This window comes from Delftia sp. Cs1-4 (genome assembly GCF_000214395.1).
GTDB classification, from domain to species: Bacteria; Pseudomonadota; Gammaproteobacteria; order Burkholderiales; family Burkholderiaceae_C; genus Comamonas; species Comamonas acidovorans.
Genome location: NC_015563.1, coordinates 3,644,185 through 3,664,931 on the forward strand (window position 1 = coordinate 3,644,185; position 20,747 = coordinate 3,664,931).

21 protein-coding genes are annotated in these 20,747 nt (G+C 66.9%); 13 read left to right on the plus strand and 8 right to left on the minus strand.

All coding sequences use genetic code 11. The features are described 5' to 3' along the window. Positions 1–20: 20 nt before the first annotated feature. Positions 21–953: a pyridoxal-phosphate dependent enzyme gene (locus DELCS14_RS15920; protein WP_013802571.1), complete on the minus strand. Its 933-nt coding sequence runs from the start codon at positions 951–953 to the stop codon at positions 21–23. 67 nt (positions 954–1,020) lie between these two features. On the opposite strand from DELCS14_RS15920, the gene DELCS14_RS15925 reads away from it, so the two are divergent. Both DELCS14_RS15925 and DELCS14_RS15930 read left to right on the plus strand, forming a co-directional pair. Beyond that, entirely contained in the window at positions 1,021–1,959 is a 939-nt protein-coding gene (locus DELCS14_RS15925; RefSeq protein ID WP_013802572.1) for a LysR family transcriptional regulator, read from the plus strand. Positions 1,960–2,068: 109 nt separating this feature from the next. Next, positions 2,069–2,572 (plus strand): GNAT family protein, encoded by a 504-nt coding sequence (locus DELCS14_RS15930; protein WP_013802573.1) that lies wholly within the window; start codon positions 2,069–2,071, stop codon positions 2,570–2,572. A 34-nt stretch (positions 2,573–2,606) separates the two neighbouring features. On the opposite strand, the gene DELCS14_RS15935 is transcribed toward DELCS14_RS15930, so the two are convergent. Next, positions 2,607–3,635, minus strand: a complete 1,029-nt coding sequence (locus tag DELCS14_RS15935; protein ID WP_157158279.1) for a hypothetical protein — start codon at positions 3,633–3,635, stop codon at positions 2,607–2,609. A gap of 331 nt (positions 3,636–3,966) precedes the next feature. Here DELCS14_RS15935 and DELCS14_RS15940 point away from each other — a divergent pair, with 331 nt between their 5' ends. Further along, on the plus strand, positions 3,967–4,827 hold the full coding sequence (locus tag DELCS14_RS15940; RefSeq protein WP_013802575.1) for a hypothetical protein: 861 nt from the start codon (positions 3,967–3,969) through the stop codon (positions 4,825–4,827). A gap of 9 nt (positions 4,828–4,836) precedes the next feature. On the opposite strand, the gene prpR is transcribed toward DELCS14_RS15940, so the two are convergent. After that, complete coding sequence (prpR, locus tag DELCS14_RS15945; RefSeq protein ID WP_013802576.1) at positions 4,837–6,861, minus strand: propionate catabolism operon regulatory protein PrpR; 2,025 nt, start codon at positions 6,859–6,861, stop codon at positions 4,837–4,839. Between the two features lie 197 nt (positions 6,862–7,058). Between prpR and DELCS14_RS15950 the strand changes: the two genes are divergently transcribed. Genes DELCS14_RS15950 through DELCS14_RS15960 form a run of 3 tightly spaced genes read left to right on the plus strand, consistent with a single transcriptional unit; the run spans position 7,059 to position 10,014 of the window. Continuing rightward, positions 7,059–8,054 (plus strand): tripartite tricarboxylate transporter substrate binding protein, encoded by a 996-nt coding sequence (locus DELCS14_RS15950; protein WP_013802577.1) that lies wholly within the window; start codon positions 7,059–7,061, stop codon positions 8,052–8,054. A gap of 44 nt (positions 8,055–8,098) precedes the next feature. Next, positions 8,099–9,109: a tripartite tricarboxylate transporter substrate binding protein gene (locus DELCS14_RS15955; RefSeq protein WP_012205414.1), complete on the plus strand. Its 1,011-nt coding sequence runs from the start codon at positions 8,099–8,101 to the stop codon at positions 9,107–9,109. 44 nt (positions 9,110–9,153) lie between these two features. Further along, a complete protein-coding gene (locus DELCS14_RS15960) occupies positions 9,154–10,014 on the plus strand; it encodes an isocitrate lyase/PEP mutase family protein (RefSeq protein ID WP_013802578.1) in 861 nt (286 codons plus the stop codon). Between the two features lie 52 nt (positions 10,015–10,066). On the opposite strand, the gene DELCS14_RS15965 is transcribed toward DELCS14_RS15960, so the two are convergent. Further along, the gene (locus DELCS14_RS15965) at positions 10,067–10,663 is read right to left on the minus strand and encodes a TetR/AcrR family transcriptional regulator (RefSeq protein WP_013802579.1); all 597 of its coding nucleotides are present in this window, start codon (positions 10,661–10,663) and stop codon (positions 10,067–10,069) included. Positions 10,664–10,785: 122 nt separating this feature from the next. On the opposite strand from DELCS14_RS15965, the gene DELCS14_RS15970 reads away from it, so the two are divergent. Then, complete coding sequence (locus DELCS14_RS15970; RefSeq protein ID WP_013802580.1) at positions 10,786–12,006, plus strand: MFS transporter; 1,221 nt, start codon at positions 10,786–10,788, stop codon at positions 12,004–12,006. A 34-nt stretch (positions 12,007–12,040) separates the two neighbouring features. Here DELCS14_RS15970 and DELCS14_RS15975 read toward each other — a convergent pair whose 3' ends face one another. Further along, complete coding sequence (locus DELCS14_RS15975) at positions 12,041–12,922, minus strand: LysR family transcriptional regulator (RefSeq protein ID WP_013802581.1); 882 nt, start codon at positions 12,920–12,922, stop codon at positions 12,041–12,043. Between the two features lie 114 nt (positions 12,923–13,036). On the opposite strand from DELCS14_RS15975, the gene DELCS14_RS15980 reads away from it, so the two are divergent. Beyond that, positions 13,037–14,581, plus strand: a complete 1,545-nt coding sequence (locus tag DELCS14_RS15980; protein ID WP_013802582.1) for an MFS transporter — start codon at positions 13,037–13,039, stop codon at positions 14,579–14,581. Between the two features lie 92 nt (positions 14,582–14,673). Here the strand turns inward: DELCS14_RS15980 and DELCS14_RS15985 are convergent, their stop codons facing one another. From DELCS14_RS15985 to DELCS14_RS30620, 3 genes are all read right to left on the minus strand, one after another. Continuing rightward, positions 14,674–15,255, minus strand: coding sequence for a Fe-Mn family superoxide dismutase (locus DELCS14_RS15985; RefSeq protein ID WP_013802583.1), 582 nt, complete (start codon positions 15,253–15,255; stop codon positions 14,674–14,676). A gap of 318 nt (positions 15,256–15,573) precedes the next feature. Continuing rightward, a complete protein-coding gene (gene xseA / locus DELCS14_RS15990; RefSeq protein ID WP_013802584.1) occupies positions 15,574–16,911 on the minus strand; it encodes an exodeoxyribonuclease VII large subunit in 1,338 nt (445 codons plus the stop codon). After that, positions 16,908–17,159 carry a hypothetical protein gene (locus DELCS14_RS30620; protein WP_157158280.1) on the minus strand — a complete coding sequence of 84 codons (252 nt, stop codon included), beginning with the start codon at positions 17,157–17,159 and terminating at the stop codon, positions 16,908–16,910. Before DELCS14_RS30620 ends, xseA begins: the two co-directional genes overlap by 4 nt. A gap of 147 nt (positions 17,160–17,306) precedes the next feature. Here DELCS14_RS30620 and DELCS14_RS15995 point away from each other — a divergent pair, with 147 nt between their 5' ends. From DELCS14_RS15995 to kdsB, 5 genes are all read left to right on the plus strand, one after another. Then, positions 17,307–17,939, plus strand: coding sequence for a MotA/TolQ/ExbB proton channel family protein (locus DELCS14_RS15995; protein WP_012205406.1), 633 nt, complete (start codon positions 17,307–17,309; stop codon positions 17,937–17,939). Positions 17,940–17,970: 31 nt separating this feature from the next. Continuing rightward, positions 17,971–18,396, plus strand: a complete 426-nt coding sequence (locus DELCS14_RS16000) for a biopolymer transporter ExbD (RefSeq protein WP_012205405.1) — start codon at positions 17,971–17,973, stop codon at positions 18,394–18,396. 13 nt (positions 18,397–18,409) lie between these two features. Continuing rightward, positions 18,410–19,426, plus strand: a complete 1,017-nt coding sequence (gene lpxK, locus DELCS14_RS16005; protein ID WP_013802585.1) for a tetraacyldisaccharide 4'-kinase — start codon at positions 18,410–18,412, stop codon at positions 19,424–19,426. Between the two features lie 64 nt (positions 19,427–19,490). Then, positions 19,491–19,673 (plus strand): Trm112 family protein, encoded by a 183-nt coding sequence (locus tag DELCS14_RS16010; protein ID WP_012205403.1) that lies wholly within the window; start codon positions 19,491–19,493, stop codon positions 19,671–19,673. A gap of 67 nt (positions 19,674–19,740) precedes the next feature. Beyond that, a complete protein-coding gene (kdsB, locus tag DELCS14_RS16015; protein ID WP_013802586.1) occupies positions 19,741–20,532 on the plus strand; it encodes a 3-deoxy-manno-octulosonate cytidylyltransferase in 792 nt (263 codons plus the stop codon). Positions 20,533–20,747: the final 215 nt, after the last annotated feature.

The window sequence follows — 20,747 nt, forward strand, 5'->3', positions numbered from 1 at the left end:
GCTTCAGGCCTGGGCCGTGCTCACGCCTGGCCGACCAGCGCCGCTGCGTGCCACGTCTGCAGTTGCTCCAGCGTGTTCGTCGTGCCGCCGCAGGCCACCACCAGCAAGCGCTTGAAGCCCTGCAGCGCAGGTGCGCCTGCGTAGGCCAGGGCCAGCGCGGCACCGCAGGCGGGCTCCACATGCAGGCGATGGTCATCAATGAAGCGCAGGCAGGCGTCCAGCGCCTGCGCATCCGTCACCACGGCGCTGCGCACGGGGTGCACCTGCGCCAGATCGAAGGCCCGCTGGCAGACCTGGCGCGCGCCCAGCGAGGTGGCCACGCTGGTGATGCGGTCCAGCAGCACGCGGCGGCCCTGGGCCAGCGACTGCGCCAGGGAGTCGGCGCCGGCCGTCTCCGCGGCAATCACGGGCACATCGGTCCAGCCGTGGCGCTCCAGGCCCTGCACCACGCCGGCCAGCAGGCCGCCGCCGCCCACGGCCAGCACCACGGCGTCGGGCTTGAAGTCGGCAGCAGCCAGCTCATCGACCAGGGTGGAATGCCCCGCCCACAGCAGCGGGTCGTCAAACGGATGGACAAAGGCATCTTCGGCGCCCAACAGGGACTGGGCCAGGGCATTGGCCTCGTCCCAGACGGCGCCATGCACGATCAGCTCGGCGCCCTGGGCACGGATCAGTGCCCGCGCATGCTCGGTCGTGGTTTGAGGCACGACCACGGTGACGGGTATGGACAGCTGCCGCCCGGCATAGGCCACGGCAATGCCGGCATTGCCGCCCGACGAAGCCACAAAGCGCTTCTTGCCCTGGCGCGCCAGGGTCTCGCAGGCATGGCCTATGCCGCGCAGCTTGAATGATCCGCAGGGTTGCAGCGCATCCAGCTTGAGCCAGATTTCAGGCCCACCGGCGTGGCTCAGGGCATGGGACGGGATAAGGGGAGTGAAGGTGTGCAAAGGCATGGGGTGGCAGTGTAGGACTGGCGTTCAGCCGCGATAATCCCTTGGCTTTTCAAATATTCTTTGCGCCATGAGCACAAATCAAGCCCTGCCCCTGTTCGGAGAAATGGCCATCTTCGTCAAGGTCGTGGACACGGGCAGCTTCTCCGAGGCCGCACGCCAGCTGGGCAGCACGCCATCGGCCACCAGCCGGGGCGTGGCGCGGCTGGAAAGGGCTCTGGGCCTGCGCCTGCTGGAACGCACCACGCGCAAGCTGCGCCTGAGCGAGGCCGGCCGCGAGGTGCATGCGCGCTGCCTGGACATGGTGGGCGCCGCCCAGGCCGTCATGGCCGCGTCCCTGCTGCAGGACGCGCAGCCGCGCGGCCTGGTGCGCATCAGCGTGCCCAAGGCCGTGGGCCGTACCGTGGTCCATCCCCACATGCCCGACTTCCTGGCCCTGTATCCGGAGGTCGATGTGCAGATGCGGCTGGAAGACCGCTACATGGACCTGATCGACGACCCGGTGGACCTGGCCATACGCGTCACCAACCACCCGCCGCCGGGCCTCATGGGCCGCCACCTGATGGACATCGACCATCTGCTGTGCGCCTCACCCCAGTACCTGGCCCGGCACGGCACGCCCGTGCATCCGCTGGAGCTCAAGGCCCACAGCTGCATCTACCTGGGCGAGGAGCCCGGCGACGCGCACTGGAAGCTGCGCGGCCATGGCAAGACCGTCACCGTGGCCGTGCGCGGGCGCTATGCCGCCAACCACACCGGTGTGCGGCTGGACGCCGTGCTGCAGCACATCGGCATCGCCAGCCTGCCCCGCTTCACGGCACGCGAGGCCCTGGCGGACGGGCGCATCGTGCAGGTGCTGCCGGACTGGAGCTTCCTACCCAACTACAGCGGCCAGCTGTGGATTCTTCACCCGCCCACGCGCCACCTGCCGCTCAAGCTGCGCGTGCTGATGGATTTCCTGGCCGAGCGGCTGGGCGGGGTTGATGGGCTGCAGGTCCAGCGTGGCTAGCACCACAGCGGCAAGCGCTTGACAAACCTGGGGGGTGGCCGCGAGGCGTTGACCGGCGGCGCACGCACCTGCGTCGATACACTTTCGGCTTCACATCTGAGGGACGGTCATGGACACGAGCATCTATGTTTCGGAGCTGACAGCGGATCTGGAAACGGAGTTCATCAAAGGTGCCAGCCAAAGCCGCAAACTGCACGCGCCATGGGTGTCGCCCCCCAGCACGCCGCAGGAATTTCAGAGCTACCTGGCACGCGTGCAGGAGCCGGCTGGGGCCGCCTTTGTGATCTGGGAGTGGCACAGCGACGGTTTTGCCGGAATCGTGCAGATCACGAACATCGTGATGGACCCGTTCCGCTGTGGCCTGATCGATTTCTATGCGTTCTCGGGCTTTGAGGGAAAGGGCCTGATGAAGGAAGGCCTCGCGCATGTCGTGAAGCAGGCTTTCAGAACACTGAAGCTGCATCGGCTGGAAGCCAACATCCAGCCTGAGAACAAGGCAGCCATTGCACTGGCCAAGTCATGCGGCTTCAAGCTGGAGGGCTTCTCGCCGGCGTTCATGAAGGTTGGAACCCGCTGGCGAGACCATGAGCGCTGGGCGATGCTGGCCGCTTAGGTTGTGCCGCGCGATCTTGGTCGCCTGTTGAATGTCAGTGGGGCAAGCTGCGAGATCTCAGTTTTGGCTCGTCGCTCCAGGGGTTTCGCACGGCAATGCCATCGTTTTTGGCCAGTTTGACCAAGGCTTGGAAGGACTCCGAGAATTGTCTCTCTGTCAACAATGCCCGCATCCGCCGCACAAAGCGCGTGCGCGGACTTTCGTCGGGCTCGTTGTCAAGGTCGAACTGGAAGATCCGGTACAGACCAATCAGCACAGGCTCCAGCCACTTCCCCTCGGGGGCCGCTGACTTGGCAACATCCTGGTACCAGAGATCCAGGGGCCTCTCGTACTGAAAGATCATGTCGTTGTAGCCCTTGCTGGATGGGGCAGGAAATGCCAGCCATTGGCCCATGGTCCATAGGTCATACAGTGCAAAACGGAAGGCTCTCAACGGGAGCTCTTCGTGGTCCCATGGAAAGTATCTGGGTGCTCTGCTGACGTAAGTGTCTCGGGTCACTGGCAACTGCACAGTGTCTTGAGACAGGTCTGGAAGCATCAGGTTGAACAGCCGTTCGTTGTGCCCGTTCGTATGTATGTCCACAATTTTGCAATGTGCATAGGGCGCAGGGGCGTCAGGAAGCTGAGACACAGCGAGGGGCAACTCTTTTTCCAACTCTGACGTGCTGACCAGGCGCGTGCCCCCGGAAGTTGCATGGCCCTGCCCGATGCTGAAGAGCAAAGTGAAACCTCCGAGGCGATCTCCCGGCAGCGCCTGAGGATGCTCCATGAACTGGTCCCGCAATGAGCGCAGCACCGTCTCGTCCTGGCAAGGGTGCAGGTACAGGAACAGCAGCAGATTCAAATGGCGCACCGTGGAATCACGGTCCCAGTCGTGGAGCTTTTTCCAATGGGGAAGGGAGCCTTTGAGGAAGTACCTCTTGACGATCCCCCGGCCCTTCTTGGTCATTTCCAGCGCATAGAGCATTTGCTCGATCTCCGGCCACTGCTTCTCGCGCTCCTTCATCCAAGACTTGTCGTCGGTTTTCCAGTGACTGGTGTCGAAATTCTCCAAAGGATTCAAGGAACTCACTCTATTTCACTCCCAATGCTTCATGCTTGTTGGGGGCGATGATAGACAGCCCGCAGCGGTCGGTACTGGACATTTTGACCAGTGAAGCGGAGCCCTGGAAGGCGAGCGGCACCGCGAAGCAGGAACGGCTGCATCACGCAGGTCGTGCGCTCCTGCCTGCGTGCTGGCACTGGGCATGGCACATCTGCCGACCCTCATACGAAAATCGCATTCAACCTGAAAAAGGTCAAATGCCTCCGGTGTGACGGGTCGCTCAATATGCCCAAGTGAATCGCGGTTAAAGTCGGCTTCCATTCGATTCACCCCTCACAACGGAGCAAGCATGTCAAAGCGACTGAATGGCCTCATGGCCGCGGCCCTTGCCGCCTTCATTTCCACACCCGCGCTGGCCATTCTTCCGGATTCGGGCATGTGGAGCATTGGCGCGGAACTCAATGGCAAGCCCGGGCGCGGCATTCAGATCGACAGGCAGGGTGGCTCCACGCTGATCCTGACCTATTTCGGTTATCGCGCGGACGGATCGTCCCTGTTCCTGCAGGCCGCAGGCACGCTCAAGGACGGCAAGCAGTTTGACGGCGTGCTCACGGAATACCGCAATGGCCGCGCACTGGGTGGCCAGCCCCGCGATGGAGAGTTTGCACAGGAGGCTGGCCCGGTCAGGATCGTCTTCGATTCCTCCACCACGGCGACGATCACCCTGCCCGGCGAGGCTCCGCAGCGCCTTCAGCGCTTCCAGTTCGAGGATCTCAGGAACCGGCTCAACTTCACGTTCTTCCATTCGAGCGCGCAGGACTATGCACGAATGTCGTCATCTGGCGAAATAACTTTCAAGGTTGATGCGAACTCATTGATCGCCGTCGAGAGATCAAATGCTGGAAGCATTGCCTGCGAGTACAGTGGGAATTTGCAACCGACGGGTGATTCCTTCAGCTCCGAAGGAACTGCCCAATGTTTTTTTGGGGCCACGTCGCAAGCCTACCTGTACAACATGAGAGAACTGAAGGTGGATGAGTTCGGCGCGCTCACTGCACGTTTTTATTTCAGGCATCCCAGCTATCCCGAACTGCGACCTTCCCTTCGGTCGGTCGCTGGCATATGCAAAGGCAGTGCTGCCAATATTGACGTCTACCGTTGCGATCCATCCGATTTGAAACTTGACCCTGGCCTCTGGAAAGAGTGGTGACAGCTCGCGTCAGTCGTTTTGGCTACGCAACCTGCGCCACAGCGTGGCCCGGCTGATGCCCAGGATCTCGCAGGCGCGGCGCTGGTCGCCCTGCACCTGCTCCAGCACCTCGCGCATGCGCTGGCGCTCGGCATCGCGCCGGGCCTCGCGCAATTGCAGTTGCCGCTGCTGTGCTGGCAGGGCCTGAACGGTACCCTGCCCAGCCCCGTCGCATTCAGGAAACAGCTCCCGCAGCCGGCCCATGTCCACGCGGCCCGCGCCGTCACGCAGGTCGTGGCGGCAGGCCAGCAGGCGCTCCACCCAGTTGTCCAGCTCTCGCGCATTGCCGGGCCAGCGGTGCGCGGCGGCCAAATCCAGCAGGGCTTCCAGCAAGGGCTCCAGTGAAGAGGACTCGGCCTGCAGTGACTGCGTGCGCAAACGTCGCGCAAGCATGGTGCGGGCCAGGGCCTGGACATCGCCCTGTCCGCGTTCGTGCAGTCCGGGCATGGCCAGGCGCAGCACGGCCAGGCGGTAGAACAGGTCGCGCCTGAATTCACCGCGCTCGACCAGGGTCGCCAGATCGGCATGCGTGGCGGCGATGACGCGCAGGTCCACGGGCACGGACGTGGTGGAGCCCACGCGCAGCACTTCGCGCTCCTGCAGCACGCGCAGCAGGCGGGACTGCAGGGCCAGCGGCATGTCCCCTATCTCGTCCAGGAACAAGGTGCCCGTATGGGCCGCCTCGATCAGCCCGGTCTTGCCGCCGCGCCGCGCGCCGGTGAAAGCGCCTTCGTCGTAGCCGAAGAGTTCGCTCTCCAGCAGGCTTTCCCCCAGGGCCGCGCAGTTGACGGCCAGAAAGGGCTGGGCGGCGCGCCGGCTCGCGCGGTGCATGCCCTGGGCCAGCAGCTCCTTGCCCGTGCCGCTGTCGCCCTGGATGAGCACGGTGGCATCGCTGGCAGCGAACTGGCGCGCCAGGCGGCGCACGCGCTGGGCGGGTTCGCTGTCGCCCGCGTAGTCTTCGATGCGCCAGCGCACGCCCGCGCCGCGCAGGCTGCGGTTGGCGCGCAGGTGGCGGTCGGCGCGCTGGATGGTGGCGGGGTCGCGGCAGACCAGCAAGGCGCCCGTGAGCTGGCCGTTTTCCACGATGGGTGCGCGCCGTACCACCAGGGTGCGCATGGCCAGTTGGACCACGTCTTCACTGCCTTCGGGCTCCAGGGATTGCGACTGCAGCGCCTGTGCCAGCGCCAGCGCGGGCGCCACCTCGTCCAGCAGCCGGCCATGCAGCGCCCTGGCGGGCGCTCCCAGCAGGGCCGCCATGGTGGGGTTCAGTGCCTGGATGCAGCCTTGCGTATCCACGGCGACCACGCCGTCCTGCAACTGGCCAAGCACGGTTTCCAGCCGCTGGTGGCGGGCGCGCTCGGCATGGCGGTGGCGGGCCAGCAGCACCGCGTCGCGCAGGGCCTGCAGCACGGCGCCGTCGGAGTACAGCAGCACGCTAGGAATGCCGGCCTGCTCGGCCAGATCGGCAACCAGCCCTGGCGCGACCACGGCACCCACGCCTGCGGCCTGCAGCGCACGCACGCAGGCCTGGGCATCCTCGGGCCCGTGGTAGCTGAACTGGGCAATGCCGGCGCCGAACAGCGCGTCGAACTGGGCCAGGTGCGGCGAGGGATGGTCAAACGACACCAGCCCGATGCGCGGCGTGCCGCCCGCCTGCGCCAATTCCCGCGCGCTGGCCAGCGCCTGCAGCAGATCGAAGCCGCGCACCTCGATCATGACCACGGGAATGTCGACATGCTCGCGCACCCAGGCACCACTGGCGCCGGCGGCCACCAGGGCGTCTATGGGCTCGACCGCCTGCAGCGCGCGCACGGCCTGCACAGCGTCGTCAAAGGCCGCGCTGACATGCTCCACACGCACCTGGTCGCCCACCGCCAGGGACATGCGCTCCAGCACGCGGCCGATGCGGTGGCGGCCTATGGTGACGACACGGGGCCATGCCGCGCGGGGGCCGGACGGGGTTCCAGGGACAGGGGCCACGACTGATTCATTCATGCAACCGATTATTTCATTCATGCAACATCGCGCTGCATGAATCCAGCAGCAGGTTCCGCTCCATCCTCTTGTGAACTGAAAAATGCATTCAGATCAATGGCTTGCAATAACAAGGGTTTACCCTTTATTGCCATGGCATGCAGCTTGCAAACAAGGCCGGCGTTTCAATCATTTCAAGTATTTCCAGGAGACTCCCCATGCACCAGCCATCCCGCCTGCCCCGCCGCACTACCCTGGCCGCCCTGCTTGCCACCGTGCTGCCGCTGGCCGGCGTGTCGTTTGCCGCGCCTGCCGCCGATGCCTGGCCCACCCGCCCCATCCGCCTGGTGGTGCCGTTCTCCGCAGGCGGCGCCAACGACCTGATGGCCCGCTCGGCCGCCGAAGGTGCGTCCAAAATCCTGGGCCAGCCGGTGGTCATCGACAACCGGCCCGGCGCAGGCGGCACCGTGGGCGCCGACATCGTGGCCAAGGCCCAGCCAGATGGCTACACCCTGCTGGTGAGCGCGGCCGGCGTGATCTCCAACAGCATGATCAAGAAGACCATGCCGTTCAAGGACGATGCGCTGGTGCCCGTGGCCATGATCGGACTGGCGCCTTCGGTGATCGTGGTTCCCAAGAACGCGCCCTACCAGAACCTGCGAGATTTCGTCGAGGCATCGAAGAAGGGCCAGGGCTTCAATTTCGCCACGGCCGGCACGGGCAGCACGCCGCATTTCGTGGCCGAGATGCTGAACGTGAAGTACGGCGCACAGCTGCAGCCCGTGCCCTACAAGAGCGGATCGGAAAGCACGACGGCCGTGCTGGGCGGCCAGGTGGAGGGCACGTCGGAGGCCAGCATCATCGCCCTGCCCCACATCCTCAATGAGGGCAAGTTCAAGGCCCTGGCCACGACCTGGACGCAGCGCATCTCCGCCTATCCGCAACTGTCCACCGCCGTGGAGCAGGGCTTTGCCGAGCTGCAGATCGCGCACTGGGCCGGCATCCATGCGCCCAAGGGCACGCCGCCGGCCATCCTGGACAAGCTGGCCGTCGCCGTGGACCAGGCCATGAAGGAGCCGGCCACCGTGGAGAAGCTCAAGGGCCTCGGCATCGAGCCCATCGGCGGCACGCGCGCCGAGTTCGTGAAATTCACCGATGCCGAGCGCAAGCGCCTGGGCGAGATCGTCAAGGCCGCGAACATGCAGGAAAAGTGAGCCGCTCCCGCCACAACCACGGATCCCAACCGAGACAAGACACCATGAATACCCGCCGCAATACCCTCCGCCTGAGCTTGGGACTGGCCCTGAGCGCCACCGCCGCCGCTGCGGCCCTGCTCGCCGCTCCCGCCACCGCCGTGGCCCAGGGCGCAGATGCCTGGCCCTCGCGCCCCATCAAGCTCATCGTGCCCTATGCGGCCGGCGGCTTTGCCGATACGCGGGCCCGAAAGATCGCCGACAAGATAGGCCAGAGCCTGGGCCAGCCCATCGTGATCGACAACCGCGGCGGCGCGGGCGGCGTGACGGGCACGGATGCCATCGCCAAGGCCACGGACGGCCATACCTTCGGCTTCGGCTCGCCAGGCCCGCTGGTAACCAATCCCATGCTGATGAAAAAGCTGCCCTACAACGCCGCACGCGACCTGCAGCCCATCATCCTGATCGAAGAGGCGCCGCTGATCCTGACCACGGCGCCCAACCAGCCGTTCAAGACCGTGGCCGAGCTGGTGGCTGCAGCCAAGGCCAAGCCGGGCACGCTGACCTATGGATCGTCGGGCGTTGGCGGTGCCCACCACCTGTCGGGCGAGCTGCTGGCCTTCCAGACGCGCACGGACATGGTCCATGTGCCTTACAAGGGCGGCGCGCTGGCAGCCACCGACCTGATGGGCGGGCACCTGGCCTTCATGTTCGAGATGGGCTATGCGGCCTTGCCCGCCATCCAGGGCGACAAGGTCAAGGCGCTGGCCGTGTCCAGCAAGCAGCGACTGAAGGTGCTGCCCAGCGTGCCCACGCTGGATGAGGCGGGCATCAAGGGCTTCGAGTCATACAACTGGCTGGGCATGATTGCACCGGCCAGCACGCCGCCGGCCGTGATCGAGCGCCTGAACAAGGCCGTGAACGAGGCACTCAAGGACGCCGAGGTGCGCGCCATGATCGAGAACACGGGCGGCATGGTCATGGGCGGCACGCCCCAGGCCTACGGCAAGTTCATCGAGGCCGAGCGCGCCAAGTGGGGCCCGGTGATCAAGAACGCCAACATCACGCTGGACTGAGCGCCAGCCCGCGCATCGCTTTTTCCCATTTGACAGAACCATCCATGAACACCAAGCAACAACTCAAGGCCCTGGCCGAAGCGCGCCGCGGCGTGCTCGTGCCCGGCGCATTCAACGCGCTGTCCGCACGCGTCGTGGCCGATCTCGGCTTCGAGGCCATCTATGTGACCGGTGCCGGCGTGACCAATATGTGGTTCGGCCTGCCCGACCAGGCCTTCATGGGCCTGACCGACATCGCCGACCACACGGCCCGCATCCGCGACGCCGTGGATCTGCCGCTGATCGTCGATGCCGACACCGGCTTCGGCAACGCGCTCAACACCTACCACGCCGTGCGCACGCTGGAGCGCGCGGGCGCCGACTGCATCCAGATCGAGGACCAGATCAGCCCCAAGCGCTGCGGCCATTTCAATGGCAAGGAAGTGATTTCCACCGAGGAAATGCTGGGCAAGATCAAGGCCGCCGTGGACGCGCGCCGCGACCAGGGCACGCTGATCATGGCGCGCACCGATGCCTGCGCCACCCAGGGCTTCGAGGCCGCCGTCGAGCGCGCCCAGCGCTTTGCCGAGGCGGGAGCCGACATTCTGTTCGTGGAAGCCGTGACCCAGGCCGATGAGATCCGCGCCCTGCCCCAGCGCCTGTCCACGCCGCAGCTGATGAACATGGTGATCGGAGGCAAGACGCCCATCACCGACGCGGGCGAGCTGGCAGACCTGGGCTATGGCCTGGTGCTGTATGCCAATGCCGCGCTGCAAGGCGCCGTGGCCGGCATGCAAAAGGCGCTGGGCCAACTGCGCAACGAGCGCAGGGTGGACGAGAACCCCGCTGTGGTCGCCCCCTTTGCCGAGCGCCAGCGCCTGGTCAACAAGCCGTTCTGGGACGCGCTGGAAAAGAAGTACGAGTGAAGCACGAGTGAAGCACGAGCGAGGGCGGGCTGGCACAGCGCCGCTCAGCCGCTCAGCCCCTCGCAGGCGCCTTCCACCCCTTGAGCGTCAACTCCAGCGCCTGCAGCGCCTGCTGCAGGCGTTCGGGGGGCGCCCCTTCCTCGGCGATCCAGAACGCGGATTCCACCAGGCAGCCATTGAGCAGGCGCGACATGGCCAGCGGGCTGGCGCGCACGATCACGCCGCGCTCCATGAGCTGCTCCAGGTAGCCGGCCACGAAGGCGATGCAGGCGCGGTGCTGCTCGCCCTGGTCCGTGCCCGTGAGCACGGCGCGCGCATCCTGCAGCACGATGCGGCGTATCTCGCCCTCCTGCGCCATGGCCAGGTAGGCGCGGCAGTAGGCCAGGAACCCCTCCCAGGGGTCGGCATGGTCGGCCAGCACCTGCTCCAGGCGTGCGTCCATCTCGGCATCCATCTGCGCCACCACGGCGGCCAGCAAGCCCGGCTTGCCACCGAAATGGTGGTACAGCGCGCCGCGCGTCAGGCCGGCATTGGCCGTCAATTCGTCCATGGAGGCCTGGGAATAGCCCTGGCTGCCAAAGGCCTCGCGCGCAGCCTCGATGAGCTTGGCGCGTGTCTCCTCGATCATGCTGGCCCGGCTTTTGCGCATGGCGCACTCCATTCACATACAAAACGTATGCCAATGATACGGCGCGTCACTGGCAACCCGTAGAATCGCTGACATACGCCGCGTATGTGATTGCAGCGGCCTGTCCGTTTTCCGAGGTTTCCATGTTCCACGCCTACCGCCAGCTGTTCACCCGGCCCGGCACGGCCGCCTTTGTGCTGGCCGGTCTCCTGGCCCGCCTGCCCCTGTCGATGACAGGCATCGGCCTGATCACCATGCTGTCCCAGCAGCGCGGCGCCTACACGCTGGCCGGCGCGGTCGCGGCCTGCTTTGCGCTGTCCATTGCGGTGCTGGCGCCCCGCATCTCGGCCCTGGTGGACCGCCATGGCCAGCGCAAGGTCCTGCCCTGGGCAGCGGCCGTGAGTGCTGCCGCCATGTTCGCGCTGCTGGCCTGCGCGCATTGGCAGGGGCCGGATTGGCTGCTGCTGGTGCTGGCAGCGCTGGTGGGCGCCCTGCCCAGCATGCCGGCCATGGTGCGCGCACGCTGGACCGTGCTGCTGCGCGGCACGCCCCAGCTGCAGACGGCCTATGCGCTGGAGGCCGTGCTGGACGATGTCTGCTTCATCGTCGGCCCGCCGCTGTCGGTAGGCCTGAGCATGGTGCTGTTCCCCGAGGCGGGGCCGCTGGCCGCCTCCTTGCTGCTGCTGGTGGGCGTGGCGCTGTTCGTGGCCCAGCGCCGCACAGAGCCGCCCGTGGACACATCGCAGCAGCGCACGCGCCAGCAGTCGCTGGCCCGCCATCCCGTGGTGCGCACGCTGGCGCTGTTCATGCTGGCCCAGGGCATCATCGTGGGCACCATCGACGTGGCCAGCGTGGCCTTTGCCACGCAGCAGGGCCAGCCGGCGGCAGCCAGCATCGTCCTCTCGTTCTATGCGCTGGGGTCCTGCGTGATGGGACTGGTGTTCGGCACGCTGCGCCTGCAGGCGCCGCTGCACCGCCAGATCGCCTGGGTGGGCGCCTCGGTCTGCATCACGGCCGTGCCCCTGCTGCTGGCCACCAATGTGTTCACACTGACCCTGGCCGTGTTGCTGGCCGGCATTACCTTCGGGCCGACCATCACCGTGGCCATGGGCCTGGTGGAGCAGCAGGTGCCGCACCAGCGCCTGACCGAAGGCATGACCTGGCTGCTGACCGGCATTGCCATGGGCGTGGCCCTGGGCGCGGCCGCCGCAGGCTGGGCCACCGACCTGTGGGGCGCGCGCATTTCCTTCGTGGTGGCGCTGCTGGCCGGTGTCGCCATGTGGGCCCTGGGCGTGCTGGCCGCACGCCAGGCACGAGCGAAAGAGATCCCGCCTGCCGAAGACGCAGCCGCCGCCTGCACCTGAACACGGCCGCAACGCCCGCGCCAGCCCAGACCGCTCAGGCCGTGGCCATCAAGGCCAGCAGCTCGGCCAGGCGCTGGCGCATCCACAGCGCTTCGGCCCCTGGCGCCAGCCCTTCCAGCCACAGCATGCGCACGGTCAGCGGCGGCAGCGCCAGCCCCTCGCAGGCGCGTTGCCGCAGATGCGGGCGCAGATCGCCGAACTCGGCAATATTGACCGGCAGGATGGCCCAGCCCAGGCCGTCGGCCACCATGTCGGCAATCACATAGAAGCTGTTGGAGCGCCAGACGGCGGGACTGAGCACGGTGTCCTCCACGCCCTCGATGTGCATCAGCAACTGGCGGTGCGCGGCCAGTTGCCTGCGCGTGAGGGCCGCCGTGCCATCGAGCACATGGCCCTTGGCCACGCAAATGGTCTGCGGCACGCTGCCGATATGGCGCTGGGCACAGGTGGCCGGCGCAGGCGCTCGGTCAAACTGGAAGGCGACCTGGGCACGCTGCGCCGCCACATGCTCGGCCACTTCGGAGGCCGTGCCGTTCAGGACGGTCAGCTCCATGGCCGGAAAGCGCGCCGCCAGCTCCTTGAACAGCTGGGCCAGCGGCACATAGGGCAATGCCTCGTCCAGCGCAACGGCCAGGCGTGCCTGCCCGCCTGCGGCCAATGCGCGGGCGCGGCGGTCCATGGCCTGGGCCTGGTGCAGCAGGGACCGGGCCTCCAGCAGCATCACCTCCCCCGCCGCCGTCAGCTGCACGCGGCGCCCCACGCGGTCGAAGAGCTCCAGCCCCAGGTCGGCTTCCAGCAGGCCGATGGCCGTGCTCACGGCCGACTGCGCACGGCCCAGGCGACGGGCGGCCTCGGTCATGGTGCCGGCTTCGGCCACCGCCACAAAATGCTTCAGCCTGTCGAGTGTCCATTCCATCCATCAATTTTATGGATGGAATCAAACTTTGATGAATCATTTCATTGATGGAAACTGTGGTTTTCATCAAGAAGGAAGCCCCGGCCCACAAGGCCCGGGGCAAACAGGTGCTTTATGGCGTTCACAACGCAAACCCAGAACCCCGTTGCGGGGCATCTTCCAAAATCCCAGGCGGCCGACCCGCGCCGCTGGCTGGTGCTGGCCATTGTCTCGGTAGCGCTGCTGCTCATCGTCATCGACATGACGGTGCTCTACACGGCGCTTCCGCGCCTGACACATGACCTGGCGGCCACGGCCTCGGCCAAGCTGTGGATCGTCAACATCTACGCGCTGGTGGTCTCCGGCCTGCTGCTGGGCATGGGCACGCTGGGCGACAGGCTCGGTCACAAGCGGCTGTTCATGGCTGGGCTGTGCGTGTTCGGCGTGGCATCGCTGTGCGCGGCCTTTGCGCCCTCGCCCGCCCTGCTGATTGCGGCGCGCGCGCTGCTGGGCGTGGGCGCGGCGATGATGATGCCGGCCACGCTGTCCCTGATCCGCCTGAGCTTTGCCGATGAGCGCGAGCGCGCGCTGGCCATCGGCATCTGGGCCTCGGTGGCCTCGGGCGGTGCGGCCTTCGGGCCGGTGGTGGGCGGGCTGCTGCTCGAATACTTCTGGTGGGGCTCGGTGTTCCTGATCAATGTGCCCATCGTGCTGCTCGCCCTGCCCCTGGCCGGCTGGTTGATTCCCGCAGGCACGGCCACCTCGCAGCGGCCCTGGGACTTCATCGGCTCATTGCAGGTCATGGCAGGCCTGGTGGGCAGCACCTACGCCATCAAGGAAGCCGGCAAACAGTCGCCCGACTGGGCCCTGGCCGCCGTGGCCCTGGTGCTGGGCCTGGGCCTTCTCGCGCTGTTCGTGCGGCGCCAGCGCCACAGCAGCGACCCGCTGCTGGACTTTGCGCTGTTCCGCAACCCGGCGTTTGCCACGGCCGTGGCCTCGGCCCTGGTGGCAGCGGCCGCGCTGATCGGCATGGAGCTCGTGTTCAGCCAGCGCCTGCAACTGGTGCAGGGACTGTCGCCACTGCAGGCCGGCCTGGCCGTGCTGCCGCTGCCGCTGGCCGCCTTTGTGGCCGGCCCCGTGGCAGGCCACTGGCTGCCACGCCTGGGCGGCGCGCGCATGCTGCCGGCAGCGCTGCTGCTGTCGGGCCTGGGCATGGGCGGCTATCTGCTGGTCCACGACATGGGCTGGTGGCCGCAGGCGGCGGCGCTGGCCGTGCTGGGCTTGGGCATAGGCGCGACCATGACCACGGCGTCGAGCACCATCATGCAAAGCGCTCCCGCGGACCGTGCCGGCATGGCGGCCTCGGTCGAGGAGGTGTCATACGAGCTGGGCGGCGCCCTGGGCGTGACGCTGATGGGCAGCCTGCTGTCGGCCATCTATGCAGGCTCACTGCGCCTGCCGGAGGGCCTGGACCTGGCCCTGCCCGATTCCGTGCGCGACAGCCTGGACGAAGCCCTGCTGGCTGCCGATCAGCTGATGCCGCAGGCCGCGCACCAGTTGACCGAACTGGCACGCACGGCCTTCGGCCAGGGTTTCAGCGCCGTGATCGCCAGCGCCACGCTGCTGCTGGTCTGCACGGCACTGTGGACGGGCTGGCGGCTGCGCGCTCAGCGCCGCTGAGCCGTCGCTTTCCCCTCAAAAAGCAAAAAGCCCCGTCCGGGGCTTTTTGCTTTGCGTGCACATGGCGTGCACACGTCGTACCTGCGCTTCGATCAGGCGAAGTTCTGCTCGGCAAACTTCCAGTTCACCAGTTGGCCGAGGAAGGTCTCGACGAACTTGGGACGCAGGTTGCGGTAGTCGATGTAGTAGGCGTGTTCCCAGACGTCCACGGTCAGCAGGGCCTTGTCTTCCGTGGTCAGGGGCGTGCCGGCAGCGCCGGTGTTGACGATGTCCACCGAACCGTCGGCCTTCTTGACCAGCCAGGTCCAGCCAGAGCCGAAGTTGCCCACGGCCGACTTCACGAAGGCTTCCTTGAAGGCGGCGTAGCTGCCCCACTTCTTGTTGATGGCGTCAGCCAGTGCGCCGGTGGGCTCGCCGCCACCGCTGGGGGCCATGCAGTTCCAGAAGAAGGTGTGGTTCCAGATCTGGGCTGCGTTGTTGTAGATGCCGCCGGAAGACTTCTTGACGATCTCTTCCAGGGTCATGTTTTCGAATTCGGTGCCCTTTTGCAGGTTGTTCAGGTTCACCACATAGGCGTTGTGGTGCTTGCCATGGTGGTACTCCAGCGTTTCCTGGCTGTAGTGGGGTGCCAGCGCGTCAATCGCATAGGGCAGAGGGGGCAAGGTATGTTCCATGGTGTTTCCTTCGTGGTTGAAATCTTTTAGGACGGGCCAGCACCTGTTGCGCAGAGCGCCTGCAGCGCCTGCCGTGACCGTCGCGCGGGGCCTGCACTGCGCGCATTGCTGCGAGCCCTGGCCCTCACGCACCCGAACGGGCATTGTAGGAACAACTTCGTGACCCTGCGGCGAAAGCGCGCGCCAAATGGCCCATCTTGGCCCGCTGCTGCGGGGGTGGATGTGAATTGACCTTGATCCGGCCAATCGGCCTACACGGATACTGCCTGCCGCCCGCCACTCCCTGCACGCCGAACGCTGCACACAGCGGGCCGCAGTTCAGAGCAGGCGCGGCTGCGTCACCACCAGGTCCAGGCTGCCGTCGGCCAGTTGCGCCTGCAAGGCCGTGCCCGGTGGCGCGCTGCGCGCCTCGGTCACGGGATGACCCTCGGCATCGGTCAGCAGGGCATAGCCGCGCTGCAGCACCAGGCGCGGGTCCAGCAGCTGCAGGCGAAGCTCCATGCGCGCCAGATGGTCCGCACGCCGGTCCAGGCCGCGACGCATGCCGGCAGGCAGCTGCGCCTGCAGGCCCTGCCCCGCATGGTCCATGCGCTGCAGCCGCAACTGCATGGCATGGCGCAGTCGCTGGGCCTGGCGGCTGAGCTGCAGCCGGCTGCGGGCCAGTTGCTCGCTGGGCCGGCCCAGGCGCTGCGCTGCCAGGTCCAGGCGCTGCTGCTGGCGGTCCAGCAGCCGCTGCACACCGTCCTCCAGGCGGCCTTGCATGAACTGCAGCGCACCCATCCAGACCTCGCGCGGCTGGCTCACCAGTTCGGCCGCCGCCGTGGGCGTGGGCGCGCGCAGGTCGGCGCAGAAGTCGGCAATGGTGAAATCGGTCTCGTGCCCCACGCCGCAGATCAGGGGCACCGGGCTTTGCACGATGGTGCGGGCCAGGCGCTCGTCGTTGAAGGCCCAAAGGTCTTCGATGGAGCCGCCCCCGCGCACCAGCAAGATGGTGTCGATGGGCGGCGCGCCGGCCACCGAGCCATCAACTGAGCCCGCGCCTTCCCGCGCCAGGCCATAAAGCCTTTGCAGCGCGTCGATCAGGGAGGCCGGCGCCTGCGCGCCCTGCACCAGGGCAGGCACCAGCACCACGGGGATATGGGGCACGCGGCGGCGCAGCGCCGTGATCACGTCGTGCAGCGCAGCAGCCCCCGGCGAAGTCACCACGCCAATGCCGCGCGGCAGCGGCGGCAGGCTGCGCTTTCGGGCCGCGTCGAAAAGGCCTTCGGCCTCCAGCTGCGCCTTCAGCCGCAGGAACTGCTCGAACAGGGCGCCCTGGCCCGCGCGCTGCATGCTCTCGACGACCAGTTGCAGGTCGCCACGCTGCTCGTAGACGCCCAGCCGGCCCCGCAACTCGACCAGTTCGCCGTCGCGCGGCGAAAAATCCATGAGCTGGGCCGCACGCCGGAACATGGCGCAGCGGATCTGCCCGCCCGCGTCCTTGATGCTGAAGTAGCAATGGCCGCTGGCCGCGCGGGAAAAGCCGCTGATCTCGCCGCGAACCGCCACCGGATTGAAGCGTGCCTGCAAGGCGTCGCTCACGGCGCGGCACAGCGCGCCGACTTCCCAGACCAGCGGCGCCGCTGCTGGGTTCATTGCGCCGAATGCACCACTCATGCGGCCTCCCGGCCTGCATGCAGTGCAACATTCTCCACAGGCAGGCGGATGCAGACCCGAGCAGGCACTTTGGCGGCAATTTGCAGAAGCACTCTCAAAAACACCTCGCAAGCAATTGATTCATAAAGATTTTTTTGCTGCAACAAAGAATTCACATTTGTCACAGTGTCCATTCGCCGCCGCAGCGGCGTTTGCGCAACCCGCTTGATAACAAAGTTATCCACAGAAATCTGTGCTATAGCGACCATCCAAAATCCCGAATATGGGGAGCCGCCCGTTGCCTGGATGCTGCGCCGGGTCACAGTTTTCAGGCGATCGCGGACACGAGACGCCTGGACCGGCCATATGGCTGGGCCATAATCGTCGGCTGCAGTTAAACGCGGGGGGAAAACAACTTGCTGTCGATCATACAAGCCGCAGGCTGGCCGATCTGGCCACTGATTGCCTGCTCCATCCTGGCTCTGGCCCTGGTCTTTGAACGTTTCGTGGCGCTGAAAACGGCCCGCGTGGCGCCGCCCGCCCTGCTGGGCGAGGCGATTTCCGTGTCCTCGCGCGGCCTGCCCAGCCAGGAAGTCGTGCAGCAGCTGTCCCAGAACTCCACGCTGGGCGAAGTCCTGGCAAGCGGACTGCGCGCCCTGCAGGCCCATCCGGACAGCAGCGAAGAAGAGCTTCGCGCCTCCATGGAAGGCGCCGGCCGCGCTGCTGCCCACACGCTGGAAAAGCACCTGAGCGCGCTGGCCACCATCGCCTCTGCCGCGCCTTTGCTGGGCCTGCTGGGCACGGTGATCGGCATGATCGAGATCTTCGGCTCGCAAGGCGGCGCATCGGCCACCGGCGGCGGCAACCCGGCGCAGCTGGCGGCCGGCATCTCCATCGCCCTGTACAACACGGCCTTCGGCCTGATCGTCGCCATTCCGGCGCTGATCTTCTGGCGCTACTTCCGCGCCCGCGTCGATGGCTACCTGCTGGGCATGGAGCTGGCTTCCGAGCAGTTCGTGCGCCACCTGGTGCGCGTCGGCGGCAAGTGAACCCGCAGAACCCGCACGCGAGAGACCTGCCATGAACTTCCGTCCCCGCCGCCGTGACGAGCCCGAGATCAACCTGATCCCGTTCATCGATGTGCTGCTGGTGGTGCTGATCTTTCTGATGCTGTCCACCACCTACAGCAAGTTCACCGAACTGCAGCTGACCCTTCCCGTGGCCGATGTCGAGCAGCAGCGCGACCGGCCCCGCGAAATCATCGTCGCCATCGCCGCCGACGGCCGCTACGCCATCAACAAGACCGCCGTGGAAGACCGCAGCGTCACCGGCCTGACCCAGGCACTGGCCGCAGCGGCCGTTGCCGGCAAGGACAGCGTGGTCATCATCAGCGCCGACGCCACCGCGCCGCACCAGTCCGTGGTGTCGGTGATGGAAGCCTCGCGCCGCGCCGGACTGTCCCAGATCACCTTTGCCACGCAGACCTCGGCCAGCGCCGGGCGCTGAGGGCAAGGCCTCCATGCCCGGGAATGGCCCCGCCCCCGCAGCCCGGGGGCTTCGCGCGGCCTGGCGCCACCGCGGCCCGCTGGCCTGTGCCCTCTATCCCCTGTCCCTGCTGTACCGTGCCCTGCTGGGCCTGCATCGGCTGCCCTATGCACTGGGTTTCAGGCGTGCAGGCCAGGCCGGCATTCCGGTCATCGTCGTCGGCAATGTGATTGCGGGCGGCGCCGGAAAGACCCCCGTCACGCTCGCCCTGGCCCGCCATCTGCGGGACAGCGGCTGGAGCCCTGGCATCGTCTCGCGCGGCTATGGCCGCAGCACGGACGACTGCCGCGAAGCCCATCCTGACAGCGCCCCCGCCGATGTGGGCGACGAGCCCGCGCTGCTGGCTCGCGCCAGCGGCGTGCCGGTCTTCGTGGCCCGCAAGCGCATCGAGGCCGTCCAGGCCCTGCGCGCCCGCCATCCGCAGGTGGATGTGGTCATCAGCGACGACGGCCTGCAGCACCTGGCCCTGGCCCGCGACATCGAGCTGTGCGTCTTCAACGACGACGGCATCGGCAATGGCTGGCTTCTGCCGGCCGGCCCGCTGCGCGAACCCTGGCCGCGCCCCGTCACCGCCGTGCTGCACGCGGGAGCCTGCCCGCCAACGGATGCGCCCGCCTTTGCCATGCAGCGCCAACTGGCCGCTGAAGGCGTCAATGCGCACGGTGAGCGCATTCCCCTGGCGGCCCTGCGCGGACGGCCCGTGGAGGCCGTGGCCGCCGTGGCCCGGCCCGAGGCCTTTTTCTCCATGCTGGCCACTGAACAGGGTCTGGCGCTGGAGCACGCCCAGGCACTGCCAGATCACTATAATTTTGAGAGCTTCCAGCGCCTGGGACGCAATGAAGACCCGCTGGTCTGCACCGAAAAGGATGCCGTCAAGCTGTGGCGCACCCATCCCCAGGCCTGGTCCGTTGCGCTGCAATTGCAGCTGCCGCCAGATTTCTGGGCGCTGCTGGATCAGCGGCTGCAGGCGCTGCGCAGGCCACGCGCCTGACTATCATCACCGTCTTGGCTGGCCGCCACGGCCCGCCCTCCCCCTCCAAAACACAGGATCCGACATGGACGCCAAACTTCTCGAACTGCTGGTCTGCCCCGTCACCAAGGGCCCGCTGCGCTTTGACCGCGAGCACCAGGAACTGGTCTCGCGCAGCGCGCGCCTGGCCTACCCCGTGCGCGACGGCATCCCGGTGCTGCTGGAGGCCGAAGCCCGCACGCTGGACGACGACGAGCTCGAGGACTGATCGCGCCGCAAGGCCCGATTTCCGACGACGCCCGCGCCCGCACTTTCGACCTTCTCCGCAACGCACCATGCCCACCGCGCCCTTCACGGTTCTGATTCCTGCCCGCCTTGCCTCCAGCCGCCTGCCAGGCAAGCCCCTTGCAGACATTGCAGGCCTTCCCATGGTCGTGCGCGTGGCACAGCGTGCCGGCCTCAGCGGCGCCACGCGCTGCGTGGTCGCGGCCGATGACGAAAGCATCGTCGCCGCCTGCGCCGCGCATGGCGTTGCGGCCGTGCTCACGCGCAGCGACCACGCCAGCGGCAGCGACCGCCTGGCCGAGGCCTGCGAACTGCTGGGCCTGGATGGCGACGACATCGTCGTCAACGTCCAGGGCGACGAACCGTTGATCGCTCCCGATCTCATCGATGCCGTGGCCGCCCTGCTGCCGCAGCAGCCCTCGGCCAGCATGGGCACGGCGGCACATGCCATCGACAGCCTGGCCGACTTCACCAACCCGAACGTGGTCAAGGTCGTCTGCGATGCCCAGGGCATGGCCCACTATTTCAGCCGCGCCCCCATCCCCTTTGCGCGTGAACATGCAAGCCAGGCATGGTGGGAGACGGCATCTCCAGCGGCAGCGCCGGGCCACCCCGGCTTCGCACCACTGCGCCACATTGGCATCTACAGCTACCGTGCCGGTTTCCTGCGCAGCTTCCCGCAGCTTTCTCCCGCCCCTACCGAGGTGCTGGAGGCGCTGGAACAGTTGCGCGCGCTGTGGCACGGCCACCGCATCGCCGTCCACCTGACGCCCCATGCACCAGGCCCCGGCGTGGACACCCCCGAAGACCTGGAGCGGGTGCGCGCCCGGTTGTCCGCCTGAATCCGATCCCGCATACGCCAATACAGATGCGCCAATGGCGATGCCCGGCATCGCCATTCACAACACAACTGCACATGCGGTTTTGTCGGACAGCAAAACGCAGTTTTTGGAGATTGCACAGGCGACAGTTTTGCCCTCTGCGTGTAAGCCAGTGTTAGCCCTGTGCGTGCTATCCTTGCCCGCGACAAAAATATGACGCATGGACTGTCCGCCCC